The sequence below is a fragment of the Prosthecobacter debontii genome, assembly GCF_900167535.1.
GTDB lineage: Bacteria > Verrucomicrobiota > Verrucomicrobiia > Verrucomicrobiales > Verrucomicrobiaceae > Prosthecobacter > Prosthecobacter debontii.
The window spans coordinates 51,500-75,394 of the sequence record NZ_FUYE01000022.1; the positions used below are offsets into that span (position 1 = coordinate 51,500).

The following is a 23,895-nucleotide window of genomic DNA, read 5'->3' on the forward strand; positions in this document are numbered from 1 at the left end:
TCCCCCGGTCTGCTTTTTTATTGCCCTTGGAGATTTCCAGGGCCACTCAGTCAGCCCTTTTCGGATTATGTCTTGGTCCAATCCCTGGTTTATCGCCGCTCTGGTCAGCGTTATCGGAGTCTTCCACCTCGAGTTCATCGCCACGTTGCTGAACCTAGGTCGCCTAGGCCGCGCCATCCCTGAGGCACTCGCGGAAGTCTTCTCCGAGGAGACCCGGGCCAAGCTGGCGGACTACATCCGCGAGTCCACCCGCATCAGTTTCACCCAAGACATTGCCGCCCTCGGCCTCGTGGTCGTCTTCTGGTGGAGTGGCGGTTTTGGCTGGCTGCAATCCTGGGCGGAGAATCAAGGTCACGGCCCTGTCGTCACCGGCGTGTTCGTCATCGCCATCATCATGCTGGCGCAGACTTGGCTCAGCCTGCCTTTTGAAGCCTGGGACACCTTCGGCGTGGAGGCCCGTTATGGATTCAACAAGACCACCCCGGCCACCTTCATCCAGGACCACATCAAGGGCCTGACTCTCATGGCCATTCTCGGCCTACCCGTGGCGGCAGTGCTGGTCTGGTTCTTTGAAACGCAGGCGCTAGCCGCTCTGTATGCGTGGGTGTTCATCGCCGGCTTCAGCATCCTCATGACCTGGCTGTCTCCGCGCGTCATCATGCCCCTGTTCCTGAAGTTTCAGCCCTTGGAAGAAGGCGCTTTGCGGGAAGCCATCTTTGCTCTTGCCCGCAAGCTGGATTTCCCTGTGCAGGAAGTCAGCATCGTCGATGGATCACGCCGCTCCACGAAAGCCAATGCCTTCTTCGCCGGCTTTGGCAAAACCCGCCGGATCGCGCTCTACGACACCTTGATCCAAAGCCACAGTCAGGAAGAAATCGTGGCCATCCTGGCGCACGAAATCGGTCACAACAAATGCCGTCATGTGCCGGTGATGATGGCGCTGCATCTGGCGGAGATGGGGATCATGCTGGCCTTGCTCGGCTGGGTGCTGAAGTCCCCGGATTTCTTCGCCGCTTTTGGTGTTCGGGGCACCCCCGTTGGCATGGGCCTCATCCTCTTCGGTCTGGTCTATAAACCCTTCGGCGTGCTGACCGGGTTGCTCGGTCTGGCCATGAGCCGGAAGCATGAATTTGAAGCGGATGCCTTTGCCGCCAAAGCTGTCGGCAGCCACGAACCGCTGACCGAAGGCCTCAAACGTCTTTCACGAGATCACCTTGCCCATCCGCAGCCCCATCCCCTCACCGTCTGGCTGCACTACAGCCATCCGCCTTTGATCGAGAGGCTGGCTGCGCTGACAAAAATAAGCCTCTGAGGATTCCCGAAATCCAGGCAAGAGCCCACCCTTCCTCACGTTACAGAGCGCGATGTTCCGACCACTCGCGCTTCTCTGCCTTTTCACGCTCTCAAGCCTTGCGGCTGATCGCCCCAATATCCTCTGGCTGACCAGCGAGGACAACGGGCCCGACTACGGCTGCTACGGAGACACTTACGCCACCACGCCTAACATCGATGCCCTGGCCGCCAAAGGCATTCGCTTCAAGCGCTGCTGGTCCAATGCGCCCGTCTGTGCGCCCGCTCGCACCTGCCTGATCAGTGGCCGCTGGGCGCCGGCGGATGGGGGCGAGCATATGCGCAGCTACGTGCCCATGCCACAGCAGGATCAGATGTATCCTCAGTTCCTCCGTGCCGCCGGTTACTACTGCACGAATAACAATAAGGAAGACTACAATCTGGAGAAGCCCAAGGAGGGCAAAAAGGATCTCGTCTGGGATGAAAGCAATGGCAAAGCCCACTGGAAAAATCGCCCGGATGGCCACCCCTTCTTTGCCGTCTTTAACGACCAGATCACGCACGAAAGCCAGATCCGCCGTCGCCCGCATACCCTGATCCATGATCCGGCCAAGGCTCCCCTCCCCCCGTTCCATCCCGATACCCCTGAGGTGCGTCACGATTGGGCGCAGTATTATGACAACATCACCCTGATGGATACCAAGCTCGGCAAAGCCATTGCGGAGCTTGAGGCTGGGGGGGTGGCTGAGGACACCATCATCATGCACTACGGTGACCACGGTGCGGGGATGCCCCGCTTCAAGCGCTGGCCCTACAACACCGGCCTTCAAGTGGGTCTCATCATGTATTTCCCAGAGAAGTGGAAACACCTCGCTCCTAAAGGTTATGCCCCAGGCGGTGAAAACCAAGAACTGGTCAGCTTCATCGATCTCCCTGCGACGCTGCTGAGCATCGCCGGGGTGAAACCGCCTGCCTACTTCCAAGGCCGCGCGATTTGCGGTGAGTTTGCGCAACCCGCCAATGCCCTCATGCACGGCTTCCGAGGCCGTATGGACGAGCGCTATGACCTCGTCCGCAGCACCACCGACGGGCGCTATGTGTATGTTCGCAATTACATGCCCCACCTTCCTTACGGGCAGTTTCTCAACTACATGTTCCAGCAGGCCACCACCCGCGTCTGGAAAGACCTCTTCGATCAAGGCAAGCTCAATGAACTGCAGAGTCGCTTCTGGAAGGCCAAACCCTCCGAAGAACTCTATGACCTGGAATCCGATCCCTGGGAGACGGTCAATCTCGCCGACTCTGCTGAACATGCAGACATCAAAGCCCGTCTTGCCCAGGGCCAGCGTGAATGGCTCATCAAAGTGCGTGACCTCGGCTTCATCCCTGAAGGCGAGCGCTTGGCGGCTTCTTCGGGTAAATCCCCCAAGGACACCTATGCCTCCGAAGAGGCTTATCCGGTCTCAGCCGTCCTAGATGCCGCATCCCTGGCCAGCGATGCGAAAAAAGCCACTCCCGAGGCTCTAGCCACCCTGCTTCAGGACCCTCATGCGATGATTCGCTACTGGGCTGCCATGGGGCATCTCATCCAGGGAAGCCAGATCACTCAGGCCAACTCGGCGCACCTACAGAAGGCTCTCAGTGACTCCTCTCCGAGCGTCCGCGTCGCCGCGGCGGAAGCCCTCCTGGCCACCCAACCCAGCCCGGATCTCCTGGAGCAATGCGCCCGCACGCTGTTGGCGATGGGTGACGTCAATAAGCAGCCTTACTTTGCCGCAGTCGAGGCCGTCAATGCGATGGATCGCCATCTGACGCAATTGGCCCCCTGGAAAGACGCCATCCTCGCCCTCCCTGGCAAGGCACCTGCGGACACTGAACAACGGCTCAAAGAATACATTGCCCGCCTGCATGATCATCTGCTGAACGGGGATAAAATCAGCTCGGCAAAAGAGAACCACTGAGCCTTCGATTCCGGCCAGTATTATAGGGAAAGGTTGCCATGCAGTTCTTTCCCTTCGCTCTCTGAACGGAGGGGCAAAAGACTCCCCCGAATCGATCACATCTTAAACTTCTCACACTGGCCCATGAAAGCGCGCGGATTATCCCAGGCCACGCGCTGAATCATCTCCGGTGTCCACCCGCGTTGGCGCATGGCCTGCATGGTCTTCGGCACCGCAAGAGGATCGCTGACGCCCCAGTCACAGGCACTGTTCATCCAGATACGCTCGCCCTGGCGATGCTCCAGCATATCAATGGCTCGATGCGGGGTGCATTTGCTTTCCGGATACAGCGTAATACCTGCCCAGAAACCATGATCCAGCACGTGATCAATGGTGTGCTCCTCCACGTGGTCAATGATGACGCGTTCCGGCTTGATGCCTGAGAAGTTCTTCAGAGCCTCGACGATGAGGCGGGTGCCTTTCAGTTTATCTTCCAAGTGTGGGGTATGGATCAGCACAAGTTGATCGTGATCCTGAGCCACCTGCAAATGCCGCTCAAAGATGCTCAGCTCATTGCGGCTGTTCTTGTTCAAGCCAATCTCGCCAATGCCAAGGACACCGGGTTTCTCCAAAAATTCAGGGATCAGAGCGATGACATCCTCCGCCAGCTTCAGGTCCTCGGCTTCCTTGGGATTGATGCACAGCCAGCAGTAATGCTGAATGCCAAACTTGGCCGCTCGCTTGGGTTCATACTCGGTGATCTGGCGAAAGTAGTCGTAGAAACCATCGGCTGAAGCCCGATCAAAACCCGCCCAAAAAGCAGGTTCGCAGATGGCCTGACAGCCAGCAATGGCCATGCGCTCATAGTCATCCGTGGTGCGGCTGACCATGTGACCGTGGGGTTCGATGTAATTCATGAAAGGAGTGCTGACAGTGGTTGAACGATAGTTGAGCAATGGTTAAACGATGGCTTACAAAAACAATGGCTCACCCATGGTTCAGCCACCGCTCCGCAAGGATCAGCCTTTAAACGCGCCGATGGCGCCTTGCATGGTCGCTTTCTCGATCGGTTCCGTGCTCGGATCGCTGAAGGTGAGCAGCACCTCTTTAGCCCGGATCGGTTGGTCCAGAGAGAGCTGTTCCAGAGCTGCCTTTAGGGCCTGCACGCGGAAATCTCCATCCTGGCCTGCCTTCTGGACGCGATCCAGAAAAGCGGCCAGATCAATGAGCTTGCTGCGAGCATCCATGAAACCGAGGTCCACAAGGTTCACGGGGTTAGGGGCGGTCCAGGTTGGCATAAAACCAGATTAGACGACGTTTGAAGGCTGGCAAGGGGTGGAAAGCAGACTCTAGGAACTAGCGTTGCCTGCGTCCCGCTCCTGGCGGCGAAAAACTTCCATCTCTTGGCGCAATGGTTCCCAGTAAAGCCGATCTCTGGCTTGCTCGGCACGGACCTCAGCATCAAGTGCCGCACGCATCAAATCGATCTCACCGACAAAAGCATGAGCCAAAAGCGGTCGTTTGGTCGCCAGAGCCCGGGCTTCATTGGGAAAGCGATCACAGAGGTCGATGATCAACTCAGGTGTTCTCGATTCCAATAACCAAAATTCGATCCACTGGGGCGTCGGAAAGTCCCTATTTTCACGGAAATGGATCGCAACAAGCAGCTCAATGACAGGCCAGTCTTTGCTTCGTTGAGTTTTTTTTGCACGAACCAAATCTGGGACACTAAGAAGATGATATTCGGCCCCCGCGTCATCACCAAAAGTTGTCCGCCTTTCCCACAAACGATCAAATTCATCGACCTCCCGCATTTTGGTCATCACATCCAGACGCAACCCCTCGACCCCGGGTGCCTGACAACGAAAATGAACGGCATGTCCGCGCGCTAAAACTTCGGAATTAAAACGAGGAATCGCAATTCGTTCTGCTTTCAATTCAGCCAGAGCTTGGCGCAGTCGGTAGTAGTTCGACTCATCGGCCAACAAAACAAAATCAACGTTCTTACTAACTTGCGCCGCGCCGTAAAAGACGCAGGCCTGCCCGCCCATGAGCAGCGCTTGGACGCCATGCTTCTGGATCGTCAAAAGGACTTGTCGGATCGGGGTCGGGATCAAGGCTACCTCCCATGGCTAGGTATTGTGCAAAGAGCTCCTCGCTACGCCGAAAACGCTCCAGGGGAGAGAGGTCCACCCACTCCTTCCATTCGTCCGGCAGTTGCTCGTAAGTCATTGCATCAACAGCGTAACACTGGAAGCGATGAGAGCAAGTCCGCGACGGGATGTAAACTGGGGGCCAGATCTAAGAAACGGACCTCCACCACGCTTTACAGATACCAGCCCATCCCAACCCATGCGTGTTCTGAGTCTTCTATTGCTGTCTTTAGCCCTCGTCCGCCCTGCGTGGACACAGCTTCCTGAGCAGATTATTCGAGCCGAGCGGGAAAAGCTCCTCGCCGGGGTCAAAAGCATCCCCAAAGCAGGCGCACCGGGTCCGGTGGCCATCTGGGGCACCCTGGCCTTCCCCATTCTGGCCTCGCCTGGAGGAAGAGAAGGCATCGAACTCGCCGTCGCTGCAGTGGCAGGTCATGGCAAGGGGCGCATCATCCTCTTTGGCCACAACAGCTACCTGAATGGACAGGCCGGCGGTGACCATGCACGCCTGCTCAGCAACTGCATCCAGTGGAGCGCTAAGAAACAAAAGCCACGCATCGGCCTCAAGAACGTCAATGCCATCGCCGAACTCGACAAACTCGGGTTCAAAGCGGAAGCCATCTCGGACTTGAGTGAGAAGTCCCTGGCTCGTTATGACGTGATCCTTCTCAATGCCCAGAGCATCACCGATCCCGCCGAGGGCGACCAGATCGTTCAATGGGTCGCGCGTGGCGGAGGACTCATTGCGGGGATGACGGGCTGGGCCTTTGGCCAAACCAGCGGTGGCAAAAAACTCGCCAGTTCACATGGCCTGAATCAGGCGTTGATGCCCGCCGGCATCGCCTTCACGGACCAGAGCGGCTTTGATCCAACACAGGCCTTCCAAGCCCGAATCGAACTACCCCTCCTGCTGAATGCCGCCGAGGCCATCAACGCACTGAAGCAGCAAAAGACGGGGGGCCGGGCGCTAACTCCTGAAGACATGAAACAGGCAACGAGCGCCATCCAAATCGCCATGGCCGCCCAGCCGCCGGACCGGAACAGCCTGCAAGAAGCCGTGACCGCCGCGATGGCAAACCCCAGCGCACGGCAGCCCATCCCCACCAAAGAAGAGCCGCTCACACAAGCCAAAGACGCGGATGCACGTGTGCAACTCGGCATGGAGACGCGCATGCTCAAGCTCGCTCCGGGAGCGGTCAACGCCCACCCAGCGCATGAGGTCTTTCCGGGTAAGGCCCCAACGAACGCACCGCGAGTCTCCGCCGAAGTTCCCGTTCAACCCACCGTCCCAGGCTGGACCAGCACCGGCCTCTATGCGGCCGCAGGAGAAACCATCCAGGTCACCGTGCCCGCAGCCATGGCCGATCAAGGCTATGCTGTGCGTATCGGCAGCCATTCCGATCTTTTGTATGACCTCGACCGCTGGAGCAGGGCCCCTGACATCACCAAATCTCTCCCCCTCACCACCCCGATCACCTCCATCACCAGTGCCTTTGGCGGACTCATCTACATTGAAGTGCCTTCCCGTGTGGAAACAGATGCCGCTTTCAGTGTCCAAATCAAAGGTGGCATCCAAGCTCCCTACTTCGTGTTAGTCCGAGATACAGATGAGCAGTGGAATACCGACCTCAAGAAGCGCCCAGCCCCCTGGGCTGAACTGGCGTGTGACCAAATGATCCTGACCGTGCCGAGCGAGGTGGCGCGCACCGTCACCACCCCGACTCTGCTCATGGAATTCTGGAAACGCGTGGTGGAGGCTCAAGATGACATCAGCAACCAAAGGGCCGAACGCAAACGCCCTGAGCGGATGGTGGCCGATGTCCAGATCAGCGCAGGTTTCATGCATAGCGGCTACCCCATCATGCTGCATCTGCCTGAGGCGCTGGAGATGGTCACCTTCAACCGCATCAAATTCCCCGGCTGGGGTTTCCATCATGAGATCGGGCATAACCATCAACGTGGCGACTTCACCTTCGATGGCACTGTGGAAGTCACCAACAACGTCATGGGCATGTATGTTTATGAAGCGGTGTTGAAAAAAGACTGGCTCATCGGACATACCGCCATCGCTCCTGAACGCCGCCGCGCCAATCTCGAGAAGCTCAAGCAAGTCTCGGACAAATGGGCGCAGTGGAAGAGCGATCCTTTCTATGCCTTGCATAGTTACATCCAACTGGTTCAAGCGTTCGGTTGGGAAAGCTGGCGGGCCTATCTGCACAGCTTCGCCGATCCTCAGTTCGGCCCCGCCCCGAAAAGCGATGATGAAAAGCGCGATCAATTCCTCGTGCGCTACTCCAAGATCACGAAACGCAATCTCGGCCCCTTCTTTGATGCCTGGGGCATCCCTGTCAGCGCCCAGGCCAAGGCTGAAGTCAGCAGCCTGGAGACCTGGATGCCTGCAGAGATGTGATCTCCCACGAGTGCACGCTAAGGCTGCACCAGGAAGAATGCCCGGAAGGGTTTCAGCAGCTTCTCCTGGCTCAGGTCCAGACCTGAGGCATCGCCTTCGCGCAGCCAGGCCGAGTCCTCCCCGTTGGCATGCAGGTAGTAGCTTTCGTAACCCGACTCAGAGCCTCCCGCATCGGCCTTGAGAAGGCGGAGGCGTGTGGCTGAGGCAGGATCGCTATTGGCGGGGTAACCCGCACTCGCCGTCAGCTTCAAGAGCGCAGGAGAGCTTTCCATCACTTGGGTGAGCCCCAGGAAACGAGTGCCCGATTTCGGAGGGAGGGAGGCAGCCACCTGAGGCATCTGACCGACCACCAGCGTGGTCACCTCCTGGCTACGTGTCTGCACCAAGAGCCCCTGACCGGACGCCGGGACAAACACACCTTTCGCCGGATGCACCCAACCGGAGGCACTGAGCCACACAGGCACGAAGTCATTCGTCTCGGCATCGTAATAAAGCACCCGATCTGCCGTCTCTGCCGCATCACCGGCCACAAAAGATTCCGCAGGCAGCAGTTGCTCCACCGTCCACAAGCGGCGCATCGCCACACGGGCACCCGCCAGCCCCGTAGGCAACGGCTCTGCCGTCTGCACCAGACCGCCTGCGATGTCCGTAACCGTGAAGCGCTGCCCGGATGACGCGCCCTCCAGAATCTCCAGCACGGTCGGTCCCGTCAGCGTCAGCCCACTGAGGCCGCTCAGACGCAGACTGGTCTCCCCTTCCCGGCCGATGACGGTGCCGGCGTAAAGTTCCGGCTGCTCCAGAGGCATGGAGAAGGTGCGTGTGCCCACGGGGAAGGTCTCGCGGCTAAACATCCAGGCAGGCGCGGTCGCCGAGGCCTCGGGGGTGCCATTGAGATCCGCGTCGAGGTTCACTCTCAGGCGGATCATGCCCTGCGCGGCCCCGGCAAAGAGAGTGCTATCCACCTGAGCATAACGCAGCACGAGCTGACCGGCTTGGTTATAGGTCCGTTCAGGAGCGACCCGCGAGGCCACCCACTGCTGCCCGTCACTGCTGGCTTCCAGCGTGAGGCTGATGTCTTGACCGGTCGAGCCTGCTTGGAGCACGGTGATATCCACCGTGCCGGTCAGGCTCTGCGTCTCCATGCGGAAGCGGCCTGCGCCACTGGTGCCATCGGCAGGGTTGGTGCCCAAGGCATATTCCAAGAGGTTCGGGTAAAGATCACCGTCAGGGTTATCCAGAGCCCCATTGGCGCCGCCTAGAGGATTGGCCGCCTGCCAGGAGGCAAAGGTGGTGGGCGAGGCCGATTCGGAGGGGGAGGCAGCCATCAGGCTTTGACCCAGCACGGCGGTTTCACGCTCCGACAAGGCGGCTCCGGCGCAATCCAGGCAATCCAGCCCCAAGTCCAAGGTCATGTCGGTATTGGCATCCACACTCAGGCCATCCGTCATGCCCTCATCATCGGTCGTGCCTTCGATGCCCGACTCCGCATTGCCGGCTGGAAGCTGACCCGGAAGCAGGGAGAACACCGCCGTGCTGGCACCGGCCACCGCCGGGGTGTTGGTAAACTGAAGATCCTGCCCCTTATCATCATCCCCCGCCACGACACTGCCCATCGGGATGTAGCATTCCAGAACGCCACCTTGATCGAATTGGATCGCGGCCAAGTGCAGGAAATACCGACCTGGGTTGAGCCCGGTTATGATGTAGCGACCTTTGACATCCGTGATGGCCGCGCTGACTGCCGCATCCGTATTCACATTCGCTCCTTCCGCGAAGATCTGAATGAAGACGTTTTCGAGGCCCTCATTCGCGTTCATCCAGCCATCCTTGTTGATGTCGGCAAACAGCATGTTGCCCACGGCCATCGGAGCCCACAGGCCAAAGTCCACCGTCAGGTTCGTATCGGCATCGGTATCGCCATCGGTGATGGATTCCGTGCCGGGCTGGAGATTGATGACGGGGCTGATTAACACCGTGCCTACCCCACTGGTCAGCGTGCCATCGTTGTTATTATCCACATTGTTATCCGTCGTGGCCGGAGTGCCACTGGCATGGGTATAACCAGCCGGGGCAGTCACCTTCACATAATAGCGTCCCGGCGTCAGATTGGTGAAACTGTAGAGACCATTGCTGGTGGTGGTGATGCTGCTGCCCACCTGTGTATCCGCCGCGCTGCCAGTTCCGCCGATGGCATTGTCCGTGCCTGTGGAGAAAAGCTGCACCACAGCCCCGGCCACACCGTTTTCACCGGCATCCTTCACCCCGTCATTGTCATTGTCCAGCCACACGAGATTGCCTAACGTCATGCCTTTCACCGTGAGTGAAAGCGACCCTGTGGCGGTGCATCCGTTCGCATCCGTGACCCGCACTGAGACGGTGCTACTGCCCAGCGCCGTCGGAGTGCCGGAGATCACCCCAGCCGTGCTCAAGGACAGACCGACAGGCAGCGTGCCGCTATTGAGCGTCCAGGTGAAGGGCGTCGTTCCAGGCCCAGCCGCCAGCGTGGTGCTGTAAGACGTATTGAGGTAAGCCGTCGGCACACTGTTGGTGCTGACCGCGATGACCGCACAGGAAGGGGTCAAGCTGTAAGCGCGAGTGCCATTGCAGCCATTGGCATCCGTCGCCCGGATGATGAAGGAGGCCGAGGCGGTGCTGGTTGGAGTGCCGGAGATCACCCCGGCGGAGCTGAGGCTGAGACCTGCCGGCAGACTGCCTGAGCTGAGGGTGAAAGTGTAGGGAGAGACACCTCCGGAGGCCGTGACGGTCTCTGTGTAAGCCGTGGCCGTGCGTGGTGCCGTCAGGGAGGTCGGTGTCAGCGAGATAACCGGACAGATCTGGAGAGTCAAGGTGGCCGTGCCTGAGCAGCCATACTGATCCGTCACGCGGAAGGTGAGACTGCTGCCTGAGCCGTTGCCTGCCGCAGGGGTGCCAGTGATCTGACCCGTGCCTGAGTTCAGGCTCAGTCCGTTCGGCAGAGTGCCACTGGCGAGGCTCCAGGTGTAATTCGCCGTGCCACCGCTGACGGCCAAGGTCTGCGAGTAAGACGACCCCACCAGACCGATGGCAAGGCTGCTGGTGGTGATGCTCAGCGTCGGGCAAACCGGTTGCAGAGTGTAGCTGCGCGTGCCCGTGCAGCTATTCGCATCCGTGGCACGAATGGTGAAGGTGGAGGCGCTGGTGTTGGAGGGCGTGCCTGAGATCACCCCGGTGCTGCTGTTGAGGCTGAAGCTATTTGGCAAGCTGCCGCTGACCACGCTGAAGGTGTAAGGTGCCGTGCCATCTCCGGCGGTGATCGTCTGGCTGTAGCTCGTCCCCACCGTGAGGGTCGGGAGCGTTTCTGGACTCAGGCTGACCACGGGACAGATCTTCAACGAATAAGCCCGAGTGCCTGAGCACCCTCGAGAGTCGGTGGCCCGGACGATGAAGGCCGTGCCGCTGCCATTCCCCGCCGTCGGAGTACCACCGAGGACACCGCCCGAGCTCAGGCTCAGACCTGCGGGTAAGGTGCCGCTGCTAATCACATAACTGTAAGGAGCCACACCGCCACTGGCGGTGAAGGTCTGGCTGTAAGCCGTGCCCACCGCCCCGGCGGAAACGCTGGAAGGCGTGAGAGTCACCGTCGGGCAAGACGGTGTCATGGAGTAATTCTGGGTGGCGGAGCAGCCATAGAAATCGGTCACACGGAGGGTGAACGTCACCGCGCCAGCTTGTGTCGTCGTGCCACTGATGGTGCCGGTGCTGCTGCCGAGGGTGAGTCCGGGGGGCAGGCTGCCATTGGTCAGGGCAAAGGTGTAAGGTGCCGTGCCGCCCGAGGCCGTGATGGTCTGGCTGTAAGAGCTGCCCACCGTCGGATTCATCACCGATGAAGGACTGAGCGGAATGGCCGGGCAGACCGGGGTCACCGTGTAACTCTGCGTGATGAAGCAGCCATTCACATCGGTAGCCGTCACCACAAAGCCGACCGTCGTGGTGGAGGTGGCGATGCCCGAGAGAACGCCTGAACTGCTGAGGTTCAAACCGTCCGGTAAGCTACCGCTGCTAACCGTGAAGGTGTAAGGCCCCGTGCCTCCGTTGGCGGTGAAGGACTGGTTGTAGGAACTGCCGATCACCGGAGTCGTCAAGGAGGAAGGACTGATGGAGATCTGTGGGCAGTTGATGGTGATCAGGTAGTCTTCCACCTCCCCGGTGCCGGCTCCGCCAGTCGGGCCGGGATTCTGCACGCTGGTGAGACGCACACGCACGCCACGCTCGCCGGGAATCGCATTGCTCGGTGCACTGAAGTTGAAGCCGCGGCTTGCCCCGTTGGTGCCGTTGGAGATGAGACTGTTCGTGATGATCTGCTCGCCACTGTCGCCAAAGCTGCCGTTGCCGTTGAAGTCCACCCAGGCATTGAGATACCCGGAGCTTCCCGAATTATTGGTGAGGACGGCGGTCAGTGTGCCGGACGATGCCAAATTCAGGCTACTAGGTAGGGTCACACCATCTTCATCATCACTGCCGGTGGCATCGTCTCCCGTGGCTGCTTCGTTGAGCGTCGAGGCATACTCGGTATCGGCCAGGGCTCCCAGGCGCAAGTTGTTACTGGCAGTGCTCCAGGCATCCCCCGCACCGCTCCAGTCACCGAAATCAGTGATCGGCATGGCAATCGTCGTGGTGTAATCCTCCACTTCCCCTGACCCCGCACCGCCAACGCTGCCCGGATTGCTCACATCGGTGAGACGGAAACGCAGACCGATGGTGGTCCCCGTCACCGCCGTCGTGGGCACGGTGAAGCTGAGGGTGCGCGTCAGTCCGGTGACTCCGGTGGTGATGGCCGTATTCGTGGCGATCTGCTCCCCGGCATCGGTGAAGCTGCCGTTGTTGTTGAAATCCATCCACGCATTCAGGTAGGCCGTGCTGCCGGTGGTGTTGGTGACCACCACGGAGATCGTGGCTGGACCGCCAGCCGTGAAGGCAGGCAGCGTCACGCCATCTTCATCATCCGCTCCGGTGATATCGTCCCCATTGGCCGTGGCATTGCGTGTGGACGTGAACTCTGTATCCACCAAACTGCCCAACCGCAAACCAGCAATCGCTGTGGAGTAGGCGTCCGCCACTCCGCTCCAGTCCCCGTAGTCCGAAGGAGGCACGGCGATGTTCACCACGTAGTCTTCCACTTCACCGATACCGGCAGCCCCGGTCGGGCCTGGGTTTGGCACGCTGGTGAGGCGGAAACGCACCCCGAGATTGGCTCCGGTGACGGCATCTGCGGCGACCGTGAAGGGCAGGTTCCCGGCCGCGTTGGTGATGCCTGTCGGCACGACCACATCGGCGGCGATTTGCTCCCCTGGATCCGTCAGCACGCCGTTGTTGTTGTAGTCGATCCAGACATTCGCATAAGCCGTGGCACCAGTCGTGTTGGTCACCACCACGGGGATGTTTGCGGGCGCACCCGCCATCAGAGCAGGCATCGTCACCCCATCCTCATCGTCAATGCCAGTCGTATCGTCACCCGTGGCCGTGGCATTGCTGGTGGGGGCATACTCAGTATCGACATTGGCTCCGAAACGCAGCGCCATATCCCGAATGCTGCTGGCGGAGCCAAAGCCGGAGTAGTCCCCAAAGTCCGTGGTGGGCACTTGGATGGTGACCCCATAGTCCTCCACCTCACCGATGCTGGCGAGAGCCCCTGTGGCTCCGGGTGAACTGACGGCAGTGAGACGGAAACGCACCGCCAGGCTGCTGCCCGTCACGGCGGTGGTTGGCACGGTCACGCTCGGGTTGAGCGTCACGTTGGAGCTACCATTGGCGACACTGAGGTTGCTGATGACCTGCTCGCCCGAGTCGGTCAGAGAACCGTTGTTGTTAAAATCAATCCACGCATTCAGGTAAGCGGCGCTGCCACTCGTGTTGGTGACGATCACCGGAACCGTGAGGGTTTGGCCATCCGTCATCGTCGGCAGAGTCACTCCATCTTCGTCATCGATGCCGGTGATATCATCACCTGTGGCCGTCGCATTCGTCGTCGCACTCACTTCCGCATCCACTGTCGCCCCGAGGCGCAGATTATTGCTGGCGGCGTTGCTGGCACTGCCCAGGCCCGAGTGATCCCCGAAATCATTCACTGGAGAGGTGATGGTCACGACATAGTCTTCCACCTCACCATTGCCTGAGGCTCCAGTGCCGGTGGTGGTGTCCAGATTGGTTAGGCGGAAACGCACGGCACGGCCTGTGCCAGGGCTGGCATTGGCAGGCACGGTGAACGTGATCTGCTCCGTGCTCACGGAAGCATCCGCGCTCGACCATGGGGAGAGGTATTGACCATCGATCACCACCGGCCCAGAGCCCGTGCCGGGGATTTCCCAAGCCGCAGCTAGGTTATCTCCGCCGCCGCCCTCTTTCATGAGCGCCTCGATGTAGTAGGCACGCCCCGCTTGAAGCGTGATGCTCACGGATTTCTGCTGGGAGTAGGTGGTCCAGGCCCGTGAACTGGTCCATCCAGGAACGTTGGCAATCATCGTCGCATTCGCCGGTGTATCGTCGGTGCTCAGGAAGAGTTGGGTCTCATCATCCCCAGCCACCCAGAAGGTGTATTGCCCCGTCACCGGTGGGTAAACCCAACCGCGCATGCGCTGCCCCATATTGTTTTCCCAGTCGGTGCGTGCCTCGAAGCTGGTGCGCTGCTCCGATCCGGTCGGGCTGTTCGGATAGGCGGCGTTCGAAGTGAGATCCGACACGGCCGTGCCACCAATGCCTAACCACCATTCCAACAAGATCGTTCCCCGCGTCGTCTTGGGAATCATTCGCGCCGCTTCCAACCGCTCACCACCGGCAGTCACTAAGGCGTTGTTCAGCGCACCGTCGTTGTTGAAGTCGATCCACGCATGCAGGTAGGCATTGGTGCCGCTGCCATTGGTCACCGTGACAGGCAGGGTCACGCTCGCTCCTGGATCGATGGAGGTCGGCATCGTGACACCGTCTTCATCATCGATCCCGGTGATATCATCCCCGGTAGCCGCCGCGTTAGTGGTGGCGGCATATTCGGCATCCACTTTGCTGCCGAGCATCAAGTTCGTGACGAGGCTGCTGGCCGAACCCAGACCCGAAGCATCCCCAAAGTCCGTGGTCGGTGCGGCGATCGTCACCACATAATCTTCCACCTCACCCACAGCGGCATTGGCGCCGACAGGGCCGGGAGACAGCGGGGCGGACAAACGGAAACGTGCCCCCAGAGGCGTGCCAGTCGTGGCGCCTACAGGCACGGTGATGTTGAGTGTCACTGTGCCGTTGGTGGTGCCGCTGGCGACACTGATGTTGCTGGCGATCTGCTCGCCGGAATCCGTGAGCACCCCGTTGTTGTTGTAGTCGATCCAGGCATTGAGATAACCTGTGGCCCCGGAGCTATTGGTCACGCTGGCGGTGATGGTTGCAGGCGCACCCGCAGTGAGCGCGGGGAGGGTGATGCCGTCTTCATCATCGATGCCCGTGAGATCATCCCCGGTGGCCGTGCTGTTCAAAGTGGACACGTATTCCGCATCCACACTGGCCCCCATTCGCAGAGTGCTGCTCACCCCTTGCGAGGCATCGGCAAAGCCGCTGTAGTCCCCGAAGTCCGTGGTGGGCGCTGACACCATGGCGACGTAGTCTTCCACTTCCCCATTGCCAGCGGCTCCTGTGGATGCGGCGCTTGCCGTGCTGGTCAAACGCACGCGCACGCCGAGATTCACGCCGGTCAAGCTGGTGGCTGGCACGGTAAAGCTGATATTCCGTGTGAGATTGCTGGAGCCCGTGGTGACCGCCACGTTGGTGGCGATCTGTTCTCCCGCATCGGTCAGGCTGCCATTGCCATTGAAATCCATCCACACATTCAGATAGGCCGTGGAGCCGGTGGTATTCGTCACCACCACAGGAATCGTGGCCGGGGCTCCAGCGATCATGGAAGGGAGGGTCACACCGTCTTCATCGTCCGTGCCGGTGATGTCATCCCCCGTCGCCGTGGTGTTGGTCGTGCCGGCGTATTCCACATCCACCGTGGCTCCAATCCGCAAACCAGTCACCACCACGCTGCTGGCTGCACCCAAGGAGGAATAGTCCCCGAAATCCGTCGTCGGCTGTGCAATCGTCACCACATAGTCTTCCACCTCGCCAACTCCCCCGATGCCCGACGCCCCGGGATTACTCTGCGAGGTGATGCGGAAACGGGCGCCCAAGGCCGTGCCGGTGACGGCGGAGGCGGGCACGGTGATGCTGAAATTGGCCGAGGCATCGCTGGTGCCGTTGGCCACAGAAGTATTCACGATGACCTGCTCTCCGGCATCGGTGAAGACGCCGTTGTTGTTGTAGTCAATCCAGGCGTTCAGATACGCAATCGCGCCGGTGGTGTTCGTGCGGTTGATCACCAGCGTCGCCGGTCCACCTGCGGTCAGAGCAGGGATGGTGACGCCGTCTTCATCATCCACACCGGTGAGGTCGTCCCCCGTGGCACTCGCATTCGTGGTGGCCGAATATTCCGCATCGACCGTGGCCCCCAAGCGCAGTCTCGTGTCCGCCGTATTGGAGACGGAACCGCCTCCGGTCCAGTCGCCGAAGTCCGTGATCGGAGCCAAGATGGTCACCACATAGTCCTCCACCTCCCCAGTCGTGCCCGTGCCCGTGGATCCCGGTGAAGCCGCACTCGTGAGGCGGAAGCGTGCGCCTACAGGCGTCGCTGTTACGGCATTGGCCGGCACATCGAAGGTCACATTGATCGTCGCGCCGTTGGTGCTGTTGGCGATGGAGCGGTTCGTCACAATCTCCTCACCCGTATCCAGCACATCGCCATCGTTGTTAAAGTCGATCCACGCATTCAGATAGGCCGTGCTGCCGGTGAGATTGGTCACGATCACCGGCACCGTCACCGTTTGCCCCGCCGTCATGCTGTCAAAGGTCACCCCGTCTTCGTCATCCGTGCCGGTGATGTCGTCACCCGTGGCCGTCGCATTCGTGGTGGCGGTGCCTTCCGTATCCACACTCGCGCCGAAACGCAGGTTGGTATTCGCCACGTTGGAGACGGAAGCAAAACCGGAGTAGTCGCCAAAGTCATTGACCGGGAGGCCGATGGTCGCCGCATGGTCTTCCACCTCACCGTTGCCATCCGCCCCGTCGGGGCCTGGGCTGCTAACGCTGGTCAGACGCACGCGCACCGCACTGGCACCGAGACTGGCTCCCGATGGCACGGTGAAGGTGATCGTCCGCACCGAGTTCGAGCTGCCCGTGGCCACCGAAACGTTCGTCGCGACTTGCTCACCGGAATCCGCGAGACTGCCGTTGCGATTGAAATCCACCCAGGCATTCAGATACGCCGTGGAGCCGGTGCTATTGGTGACGGTCACGCTGATGCTGCTGGACGTACCACGCTCAAAGTTAGACGGCACCGTCACACCATCCTCGTCATCACTCCCGGTGATGTCATCGCCCGTCGCCGTGCTGTTCGTGGTGGCACTCACTTCCGCATCCACCAGGGCACCGATCCGTAAGTTCGTAGTCACCACGCTGGAGGCACTGGGGAAAGAAGTGTAGTCACCGAAATCCGTATTCGGCTGCACCACGATGCTGATGGTGAGGGTGCCTGAGCAACCGAGCGCGTCTGTCGCCCGAACGGTGAGGCTAACGCCGGAGGTATTCGGCGTCGTCGGCGTGCCCGAGATCACCCCGGCACTGCTGAGCGTGAGCCCGGCTGGCAAGCTACCGCTAGCCACGGCCCAGGTGTAGGGGCTGGTGCCGCCGGTGGCGCTGAGTGTGAAGGAATACGCTGAACCAACCGTCGCTGCCGTGGGAGAACCACTCGGCGTCACCGTGGGGCACGCGCGGAAGCCGAAGTCGATGGTTAGGTCGGTATTGCTATCGCTATCCCCATCACTGGTGGATTCCGTGCCTGCCACCAAGGAGATCAGAGGACTCCGGACGGGCTGACCGGCAGCGGTTTGGATACCATTGTCATCGTTATCTTGCGAGTTATCCGCCGTGTCCGTGACGCTGCTGCTGAGCGGGTAGGATGCGGGCGGGGTCTGAATGTAAACGAAGTATTGGCCGGGAGACAGATCACTGAAGGTGTAGAGGCCGCCGCCGGAGGTTGTGGTGGTCGCCGCCGGAGTCGCCGTGGTGGGATCTTCGCCACCGAGGAAGAGCTTCATCGTCACGCCATCGATGCCGGCCTCGCCACTGTCTTTGGCACCGTTGTTGTTCACGTCATTCCAGACCAGATTCCCGATCTTCATGGAAGGTGCCGCACCAGGGCAAGCCGCGCCATCGGAGTTCGTCACGACCGGCCCTGTCCCCACCGCCGTCATCGTACCATTCAGCACTCCATCCGTGCGATTGAAAACATACAGGGTATCCTGAGACGTGGAACTGCTGGCGCTACCATAACCATAGGCCAAACCATTCGCATCAATGGTGAGGGAACCGAAGGTGGAAAGATAAGAGGACGCCACCCGTGTGCAATAGCCCGTGGAGGTGTTGATCTCGAACAAGCCCAGGTTGCTCGAGTCATAGGTGTTGTAGCCGTAAACCTTGTCCGTCAGCGGGTCCCAGACGATGTCACCGAAGTTACCGGTGGTGTAGCTCCCCGTGCTGGCATAGCGGGTGGAGACCGCGCTGCCGATCAGCGAGGCCGAACCGAGATCGATGAAGTAAAGGGTCGTCCGCGAGTTGCTAAACGTGTAGCGGTTGATGATCATCGTCCCGTTAGTCAGCGCCGTGCCGCCGCCCCATTGACCATCTGTGGCCGAGTTGGGCAGCCCCTCGATCTCGCCCATGTCCACCAGGGTGCCGAGAGAATTGATCCGGTAAAGATGCCCGCCCGCCTGATCCACGCAATACAGGTAGCCCCCGTAAGCCACGAGACCATTCAGCTTCTTGCCGGTGAAGATGAAGATCGGCACGATGGACTGATCCGTATCGATGTAGTTCAAGCTCGTGTCCCAGTTGCCCGATCCCGGCACGGGCTCCCAGTTCTGCATGATGTAAAAGCGGTTATCGCAGACGAAGGGAGCGCCCACGTTGGACACGAAACCGAAGTCGATGGTGGTTTCCGCATTGCCACCGCCACTGGAGCCGGGCTCCGTGCCCGCCGCGATGGTAAAGACCCCGCTGTAGGCGGAGGTGCCTGAGCCGCCCGGTTGCGAGCCATCATTGTCATTGTCGTCGCCATTGTCCGCACCATCCACCACCGAGCTGCTGCGGGAGAGCGGTGGGGTGGGCACTTTGACAAAGTATTTCCCTGCCGTTACCCCCGTGAAACTGTAGGCCCCTCCATTGGTGGTCGTCGTCGAGGCCACCTTCGTATCGGCGTTGCCACTGGTCCCGCCAATGGCATTATCCGCACCGGGGCTCCAGAGCTCCACCAGGACGTTGCTGATGCCACTTTCGCCATTGTCATAGAGGCCGTTATCATTGGCATCATTCCAGACGAGGTTACCGATGCTCAGATTGGTGCCCACCGTCATCAGGTAATCTTCCACCTCACCCGATCCATCCAGGCCTGTCGGCCCGGGGCTGGAGCCCGAGGTCAAGCGCACACGTACGCCCACATCCCCCAGCGTGGCCGTGGAGGGCACCGTAAAGTTGAGGGTCTTCGTGGAATTGGACGTGCCATTGCTGATGCTCACGTTGGAGGCGATTTGCTCGCCCGAATCCGTGAGTGATCCATTGTTATTCCAGTCGATCCACGCATGCAGATAGGAGGTGCTGCCACGCTTGTTCGTCACCACCACTTTCAGCGAGCTTGACTCCCCACGCTGCACACTGGCTGGGACCGTCACCCCGTCCTCATCATCCGTGCCATTGAGGTCATCGCCCGTGGCCGTGGCATTCGTTTGGGCCGTGTTTTCCGCATCCACGGTGGCTCCGATGTAGAGATTGGAGTTCCGCGTGCTGCTGGCGCTGGAAAAAGCATTGTAATCCCCGAAGTCGTAGGTCTGCCCCATGGCGGCTCCCGCCATCATCAGATAGGCCACCGCCAGCGCGCCGAAACAACGCCAAAACCATGGCAGCCGGAAACCGCCATGGCTTGAGGTAGAGGGGCGAGGGCGTTGACTCATATCGACAGGGAAGGCGCGATCAACAGGTGGTGGTCTTGATCGGGCGGCGGCGATGCAGCAGAGCCCCCAACACAGTCACCCCGAGCAGCAGCACTGAGCCAGGCTCCGGCACAGGCACCACCAGCGTCTGGAGCGTCACTCCACCACCGCCGTTGTCACTCAGCCCCCCATAGACAGCCGAGTCCGCGTCTCCCAGCATCCAATCATAAGAGCCTGCCACCTCGGCCGGATCAGGAAAGACCCAGTCACTCAGCGTATCCCCGGTATTCACCCCATCCGTCACCAGAGCCCACTCCGTTTCCGTGACTCGATCCTTGGTGTTATACACCCACAGATAAACCACCGTGCCCTGCTGAAATTGGAACCCGGGGGTGGCATAAGGCGAATCGGAGGTGCCATCCGAGAGGTGATCCACCGTGCCCGCGAAGGCTTGGTTTTCCTCCGACCATCCCTCAGGATCACCATCATCCGGAATCGTCGGTGTGGGGTCAAACGCAATGTCAAAGACCCGCCAGTTGGCTGCCCAATCGTTGATGTTCGTCACCGTCGGCACGAAGCCATTGTCAAACACACCCATCTCAAACGAAAACTCGCCGCCGAGCGGCTGGCCATTGGAGTCGATCAATACGTCCACCCCGATGGAACTGCCCCAGAAAATGGTGCTGGCAACGGCAGGCTGCGCAAGCCCCAGCATGGCTACCGCCATCGCGGAGGCCAGGGACAAAAGGCGGAGGGGGGGTGGTTTCATAGCGAGGAATGGCTGGGAGCCCCTTCATCTCGGGCAAGGAGGCGAAGAAACTCGGGTGAAAAGGGCTCTGACTTGGGGTAATCCATCTAAGGACCAGTTAACAATATGGAAATTATATCTTAATTTGGTAATTATCAAAAAGAATAAAATCTAGATTTTAAAGTTCTTTTAACCAAATCCGGCTCTCTCTTGCTGTGAAACCGGGGGTGGGGTCCGGTTCGAATCCCTTCCCATGCACGTCGTTCTTTTTCCTCTTGGCAGTGCCGGTGATGTCTTCCCCTTCCTCTGGCTCGGGCGGCATCTGCGGGCGCGAGGGCATCGTGTCACCGTTGTGGTGGCCTGTGTTTTCGAGGAGGTGGTGCGGAAAGCCGGCCTGGAGGTGGTTCCCATGGGCACCCCGGAACTCTTTGACCGCTTCATTTCCGATCCCCGCGTCTGGAAGCTCTACCAGGGCACCAAGCTCGTCTTCGAATTTGCGGGAGAAAACACCGAGCCCGTGCTGGCGGTGGTGGAGTCCCTCATCCAACAGGGAGCCCGCCCCGATCTCCTGCTGGCCCCCTGCACCGTCTTCGGCGCCCGCTTGGCGCGGGAAAAACACGGCATCCCGCTGATCTCCGTCCATGTCCAGCCCGCTGTGCTCATCAGTGCCCACGAGACGCCCGTGCTCTTCCCGGGCATGCAGCACTTCCGAAAACTGCCGCTGACACTTCGGCAGTGGCTGGTGCGCCTGCCCAACCCTGCCGACCGCTTTGCCGCCGCCCCTGTGCGGGCCGCCTGCGCCCGTCATGGTGTCGCCGCACCGCGCCGCCTCTGGTGGGAGTGGGCCGACTCTCCCGATGGCGTGCTGGCCCTCTTCCCCGAGTGGTTTGCCCGTCCACAGCCCGACTGGCCACCGCAGCTCCTCCAGTGGCATTTCCCGCTGGAAGACATCGCCACCGAGAGGCCCCTGTCGAGCGAAGTGACTGACTTCCTGGCTGAAGGGACAGCCCCCATCGTCTTCACCCCTGGCAGCGCCAATATCCAGGCCCGGCGTTTCTTCGAGGTCGCCCTCAGCGCCGTCACCACCCTCGGCGAGCGCGCCATCTTCGTGACCCGGGATCTCAGCCAACTCCCCTCCCCCTTACCCTCCCGAGTTTTAGCGGTGGAGTACGCCCCGTTTTCCACCCTCATCCCGCACGCCTCCGTCTTCGTCCATCACGGCGGCATCGGCACCCTGTCCCAAGGCTTCGCCGCCGGGGTGCCCCAGCTCATCATGGCCATGGCGCACGATCAGCCGGACAACGCCTACCGGCTGGAGCAACTCGGTGCCGGCATCGGCCTCAGCCCGCGCACCTTTACGCCTCGGCGGGTGAGTCAAACCCTGCACCGACTGCTGACCGAGCCTCGCTACCAACAAGCCGCCCTGCGCTGTCAGCAACACATCCAGCAACGTCCTGCCGTGGAAGCGCTGACGGAGTGGATCGAATCCCGCACTTTAGGTTAGGCCAACTCGAAGCAACGCATCGCTCTCGCTGCTTCACGCCAGTTCCCGCGCTAGGCGATGCAGGCCCTTCGCGTATTTTTGGATCTGCTTCGGCGTGGGTGCATCGGCGAGGTTGGAGATCATGTCAGCGATCTTGACCTTCGTGGCGATGGGATTCTGCGCCACCTTCTCCAGGTAATCCTCATACGGTAGCTCGCCCGTTTTGGTCAGCAGCGCCACGGCTTCCACCAAGTGCTGAGGGATCCCCGCCGCCACGAGCGTGGCCTCGGTGTGATCACAGTCCTCCAGCACATCGTGCAGCCAAGCGACGACCTGAGCCTCCCAATCCTCCCCCACCCGACTGACGACCGCCCTGGGATGCTCGATGTAAGGCACCTCACCCCCTCGACGAAACTGCCCCGCGTGGGCTGCCGTGGCGATCTGCTCCGCCAACAGGACGTAATCGGTAGAAGACATCGCCCAAGCTAAGTCAGAGGCGGCGGGACAACAAGGGCACAAAAAAAGCGCAACCTCCGGGAAGAGGCTGCGCTTTCAGTCAAAGCTCAAAAGAATTATTCGCCGTCGCGGCCGATGGCTTCGACAGGGCAGCCAGCGAGGGCTTCCTCAGCGAGTTCACGCTCTTCGTCGGTCTCAGGCTGCTTGTAAACGAAGGAGTGACCACCGTCGTCGTCGCGCTTGAAGTTGGCGGGCGCAGTTTCACGGCACAGGTCGCAGTCGATGCACTGGTCGTCCACGTAGTAGGCGCCGGGGGTGTTTTGGGAATACTTGTTTTCTACGTCTGCCATGTTTTGATGTCTCCTTATCTTGGATTTGCGGACTGGATAAATAATTCCCGCCTGGGGGGTTTCAATCACTTTTTGCGAATCACTGCGCCTGACCATTGAGCAGAAGGCATTCCAGCGTATGGGAATATTGACGGTGGGTGCATCCGGCCTCTGTTTGGCTGCACCCCCTGCCCTTACACAACCTACCCCTCCATTTTCGCCATGACCCCCATCATCCCTCAGGAAGGCTGGATCGTTCAGCATCTGTTTTATACCCTCGACCACGGTTTCTGGGCTGCCCTCACCCCTGAAGAGAAAGCGGAGCGCATGGAGCACTTCGACGCCACTGTCCAGAAAATCCGTTCCCACCCGAAGACTCAGCTCCTGAGCTTCAGCATGGTCACCCCGAAGTTCGATCTCGGCTTCATGCTCCTGACCCCCGACCTGCAGGACGCCAATCAGTTTGAAAAAGAGCTGACCCTCGCCCTCGGGCCTGAAGTCCTCACCCCCGCTTACTGCTACCTCTCCATGACGGAGTGGACGGAATACAGCGAGAAGGAAGAGGAAGCCTCCGAGCGCATCGCCCGCACCGAGAACCTGGAGGTCGGCTCCGAAGCTCACACCAAGCGCCTGGCCGAGTGGAAGGGCCACATGGACAAATACTACAGTGACCGCCTGTATCCCAACATGCCGGACTGGCAGGTCATGTGCTTTTACCCCATGAGCAAGCGCCGTAACGTGGGCGCCAACTGGTATGCCCAGGACTTCGCCAAACGCCGTGAACTGATGAGCGGCCACGCCCGCACCGGTCGCAAGTTCTCCGGCAAGGTCCGCCAGCTCATCACCGGCTCCACCGGCCTGGATACCCATGAGTGGGGTGTCACCCTCTTTGCCCACGACATCTACCAGATCAAAACCATCGTCTACGAGATGCGCTGGGATGAAGTGACCACCCAATACGGTGAGTTTGGAGACTTCTACATCGGCATCCAGCTCAACGGTCAGGAACTCTTCCAGCGCCTGCTGCTGGCTTGATTTCGGAGCCTTT

General features: G+C 60.2%; 12 protein-coding genes. 5 read left to right on the forward strand and 7 right to left on the reverse strand.

Annotated features, from left to right (window positions below; translation table 11 throughout):
• Positions 1–67 precede the first annotated feature (67 nt).
• Together B5D61_RS22900 and B5D61_RS22905 are read left to right on the forward strand one after the other, a co-directional pair.
• Positions 68–1,312, forward strand: coding sequence for a M48 family metallopeptidase (locus B5D61_RS22900; RefSeq protein WP_078815773.1), 1,245 nt, complete (start codon positions 68–70; stop codon positions 1,310–1,312).
• Positions 1,313–1,364: 52 nt separating this feature from the next.
• Positions 1,365–3,251, forward strand: coding sequence for a sulfatase-like hydrolase/transferase (locus tag B5D61_RS22905; RefSeq protein ID WP_078815774.1), 1,887 nt, complete (start codon positions 1,365–1,367; stop codon positions 3,249–3,251).
• A gap of 95 nt (positions 3,252–3,346) precedes the next feature.
• On the opposite strand, the gene B5D61_RS22910 is transcribed toward B5D61_RS22905, so the two are convergent.
• The 3 genes from B5D61_RS22910 to B5D61_RS22920 all read right to left on the reverse strand — a co-directional run bounded on the left by B5D61_RS22910 (position 3,347) and on the right by B5D61_RS22920 (position 5,347).
• Positions 3,347–4,147 carry a TatD family hydrolase gene (locus B5D61_RS22910; RefSeq protein ID WP_078815775.1) on the reverse strand — a complete coding sequence of 267 codons (801 nt, stop codon included), beginning with the start codon at positions 4,145–4,147 and terminating at the stop codon, positions 3,347–3,349.
• A gap of 102 nt (positions 4,148–4,249) precedes the next feature.
• Positions 4,250–4,528 (reverse strand): hypothetical protein, encoded by a 279-nt coding sequence (locus B5D61_RS22915; RefSeq protein WP_078815776.1) that lies wholly within the window; start codon positions 4,526–4,528, stop codon positions 4,250–4,252.
• A gap of 51 nt (positions 4,529–4,579) precedes the next feature.
• A complete protein-coding gene (locus B5D61_RS22920) occupies positions 4,580–5,347 on the reverse strand; it encodes a hypothetical protein (protein WP_139373447.1) in 768 nt (255 codons plus the stop codon).
• 235 nt (positions 5,348–5,582) lie between these two features.
• Between B5D61_RS22920 and B5D61_RS22925 the strand changes: the two genes are divergently transcribed.
• Positions 5,583–7,793 carry a M60 family metallopeptidase gene (locus tag B5D61_RS22925; RefSeq protein WP_176159628.1) on the forward strand — a complete coding sequence of 737 codons (2,211 nt, stop codon included), beginning with the start codon at positions 5,583–5,585 and terminating at the stop codon, positions 7,791–7,793.
• Between the two features lie 17 nt (positions 7,794–7,810).
• Here the strand turns inward: B5D61_RS22925 and B5D61_RS22930 are convergent, their stop codons facing one another.
• Both B5D61_RS22930 and B5D61_RS22935 read right to left on the reverse strand, forming a co-directional pair.
• Positions 7,811–19,852 (reverse strand): beta strand repeat-containing protein, encoded by a 12,042-nt coding sequence (locus B5D61_RS22930; RefSeq protein ID WP_078815779.1) that lies wholly within the window; start codon positions 19,850–19,852, stop codon positions 7,811–7,813.
• A gap of 19 nt (positions 19,853–19,871) precedes the next feature.
• A complete protein-coding gene (locus B5D61_RS22935; protein ID WP_078815780.1) occupies positions 19,872–20,600 on the reverse strand; it encodes a PEP-CTERM sorting domain-containing protein in 729 nt (242 codons plus the stop codon).
• A 232-nt stretch (positions 20,601–20,832) separates the two neighbouring features.
• On the opposite strand from B5D61_RS22935, the gene B5D61_RS22940 reads away from it, so the two are divergent.
• Positions 20,833–22,083, forward strand: coding sequence for a glycosyltransferase (locus tag B5D61_RS22940; RefSeq protein WP_078815781.1), 1,251 nt, complete (start codon positions 20,833–20,835; stop codon positions 22,081–22,083).
• A 33-nt stretch (positions 22,084–22,116) separates the two neighbouring features.
• Here the strand turns inward: B5D61_RS22940 and B5D61_RS22945 are convergent, their stop codons facing one another.
• Positions 22,117–22,539: a hypothetical protein gene (locus B5D61_RS22945; RefSeq protein WP_078815782.1), complete on the reverse strand. Its 423-nt coding sequence runs from the start codon at positions 22,537–22,539 to the stop codon at positions 22,117–22,119.
• A 95-nt stretch (positions 22,540–22,634) separates the two neighbouring features.
• The gene (locus tag B5D61_RS22950) at positions 22,635–22,868 is read right to left on the reverse strand and encodes a ferredoxin (protein WP_078815794.1); all 234 of its coding nucleotides are present in this window, start codon (positions 22,866–22,868) and stop codon (positions 22,635–22,637) included.
• Positions 22,869–23,069: 201 nt separating this feature from the next.
• Here B5D61_RS22950 and hemQ point away from each other — a divergent pair, with 201 nt between their 5' ends.
• Positions 23,070–23,882, forward strand: coding sequence for a hydrogen peroxide-dependent heme synthase (gene hemQ, locus B5D61_RS22955; RefSeq protein ID WP_078815783.1), 813 nt, complete (start codon positions 23,070–23,072; stop codon positions 23,880–23,882).
• The last annotated feature ends 13 nt before the right edge of the window (positions 23,883–23,895 follow it).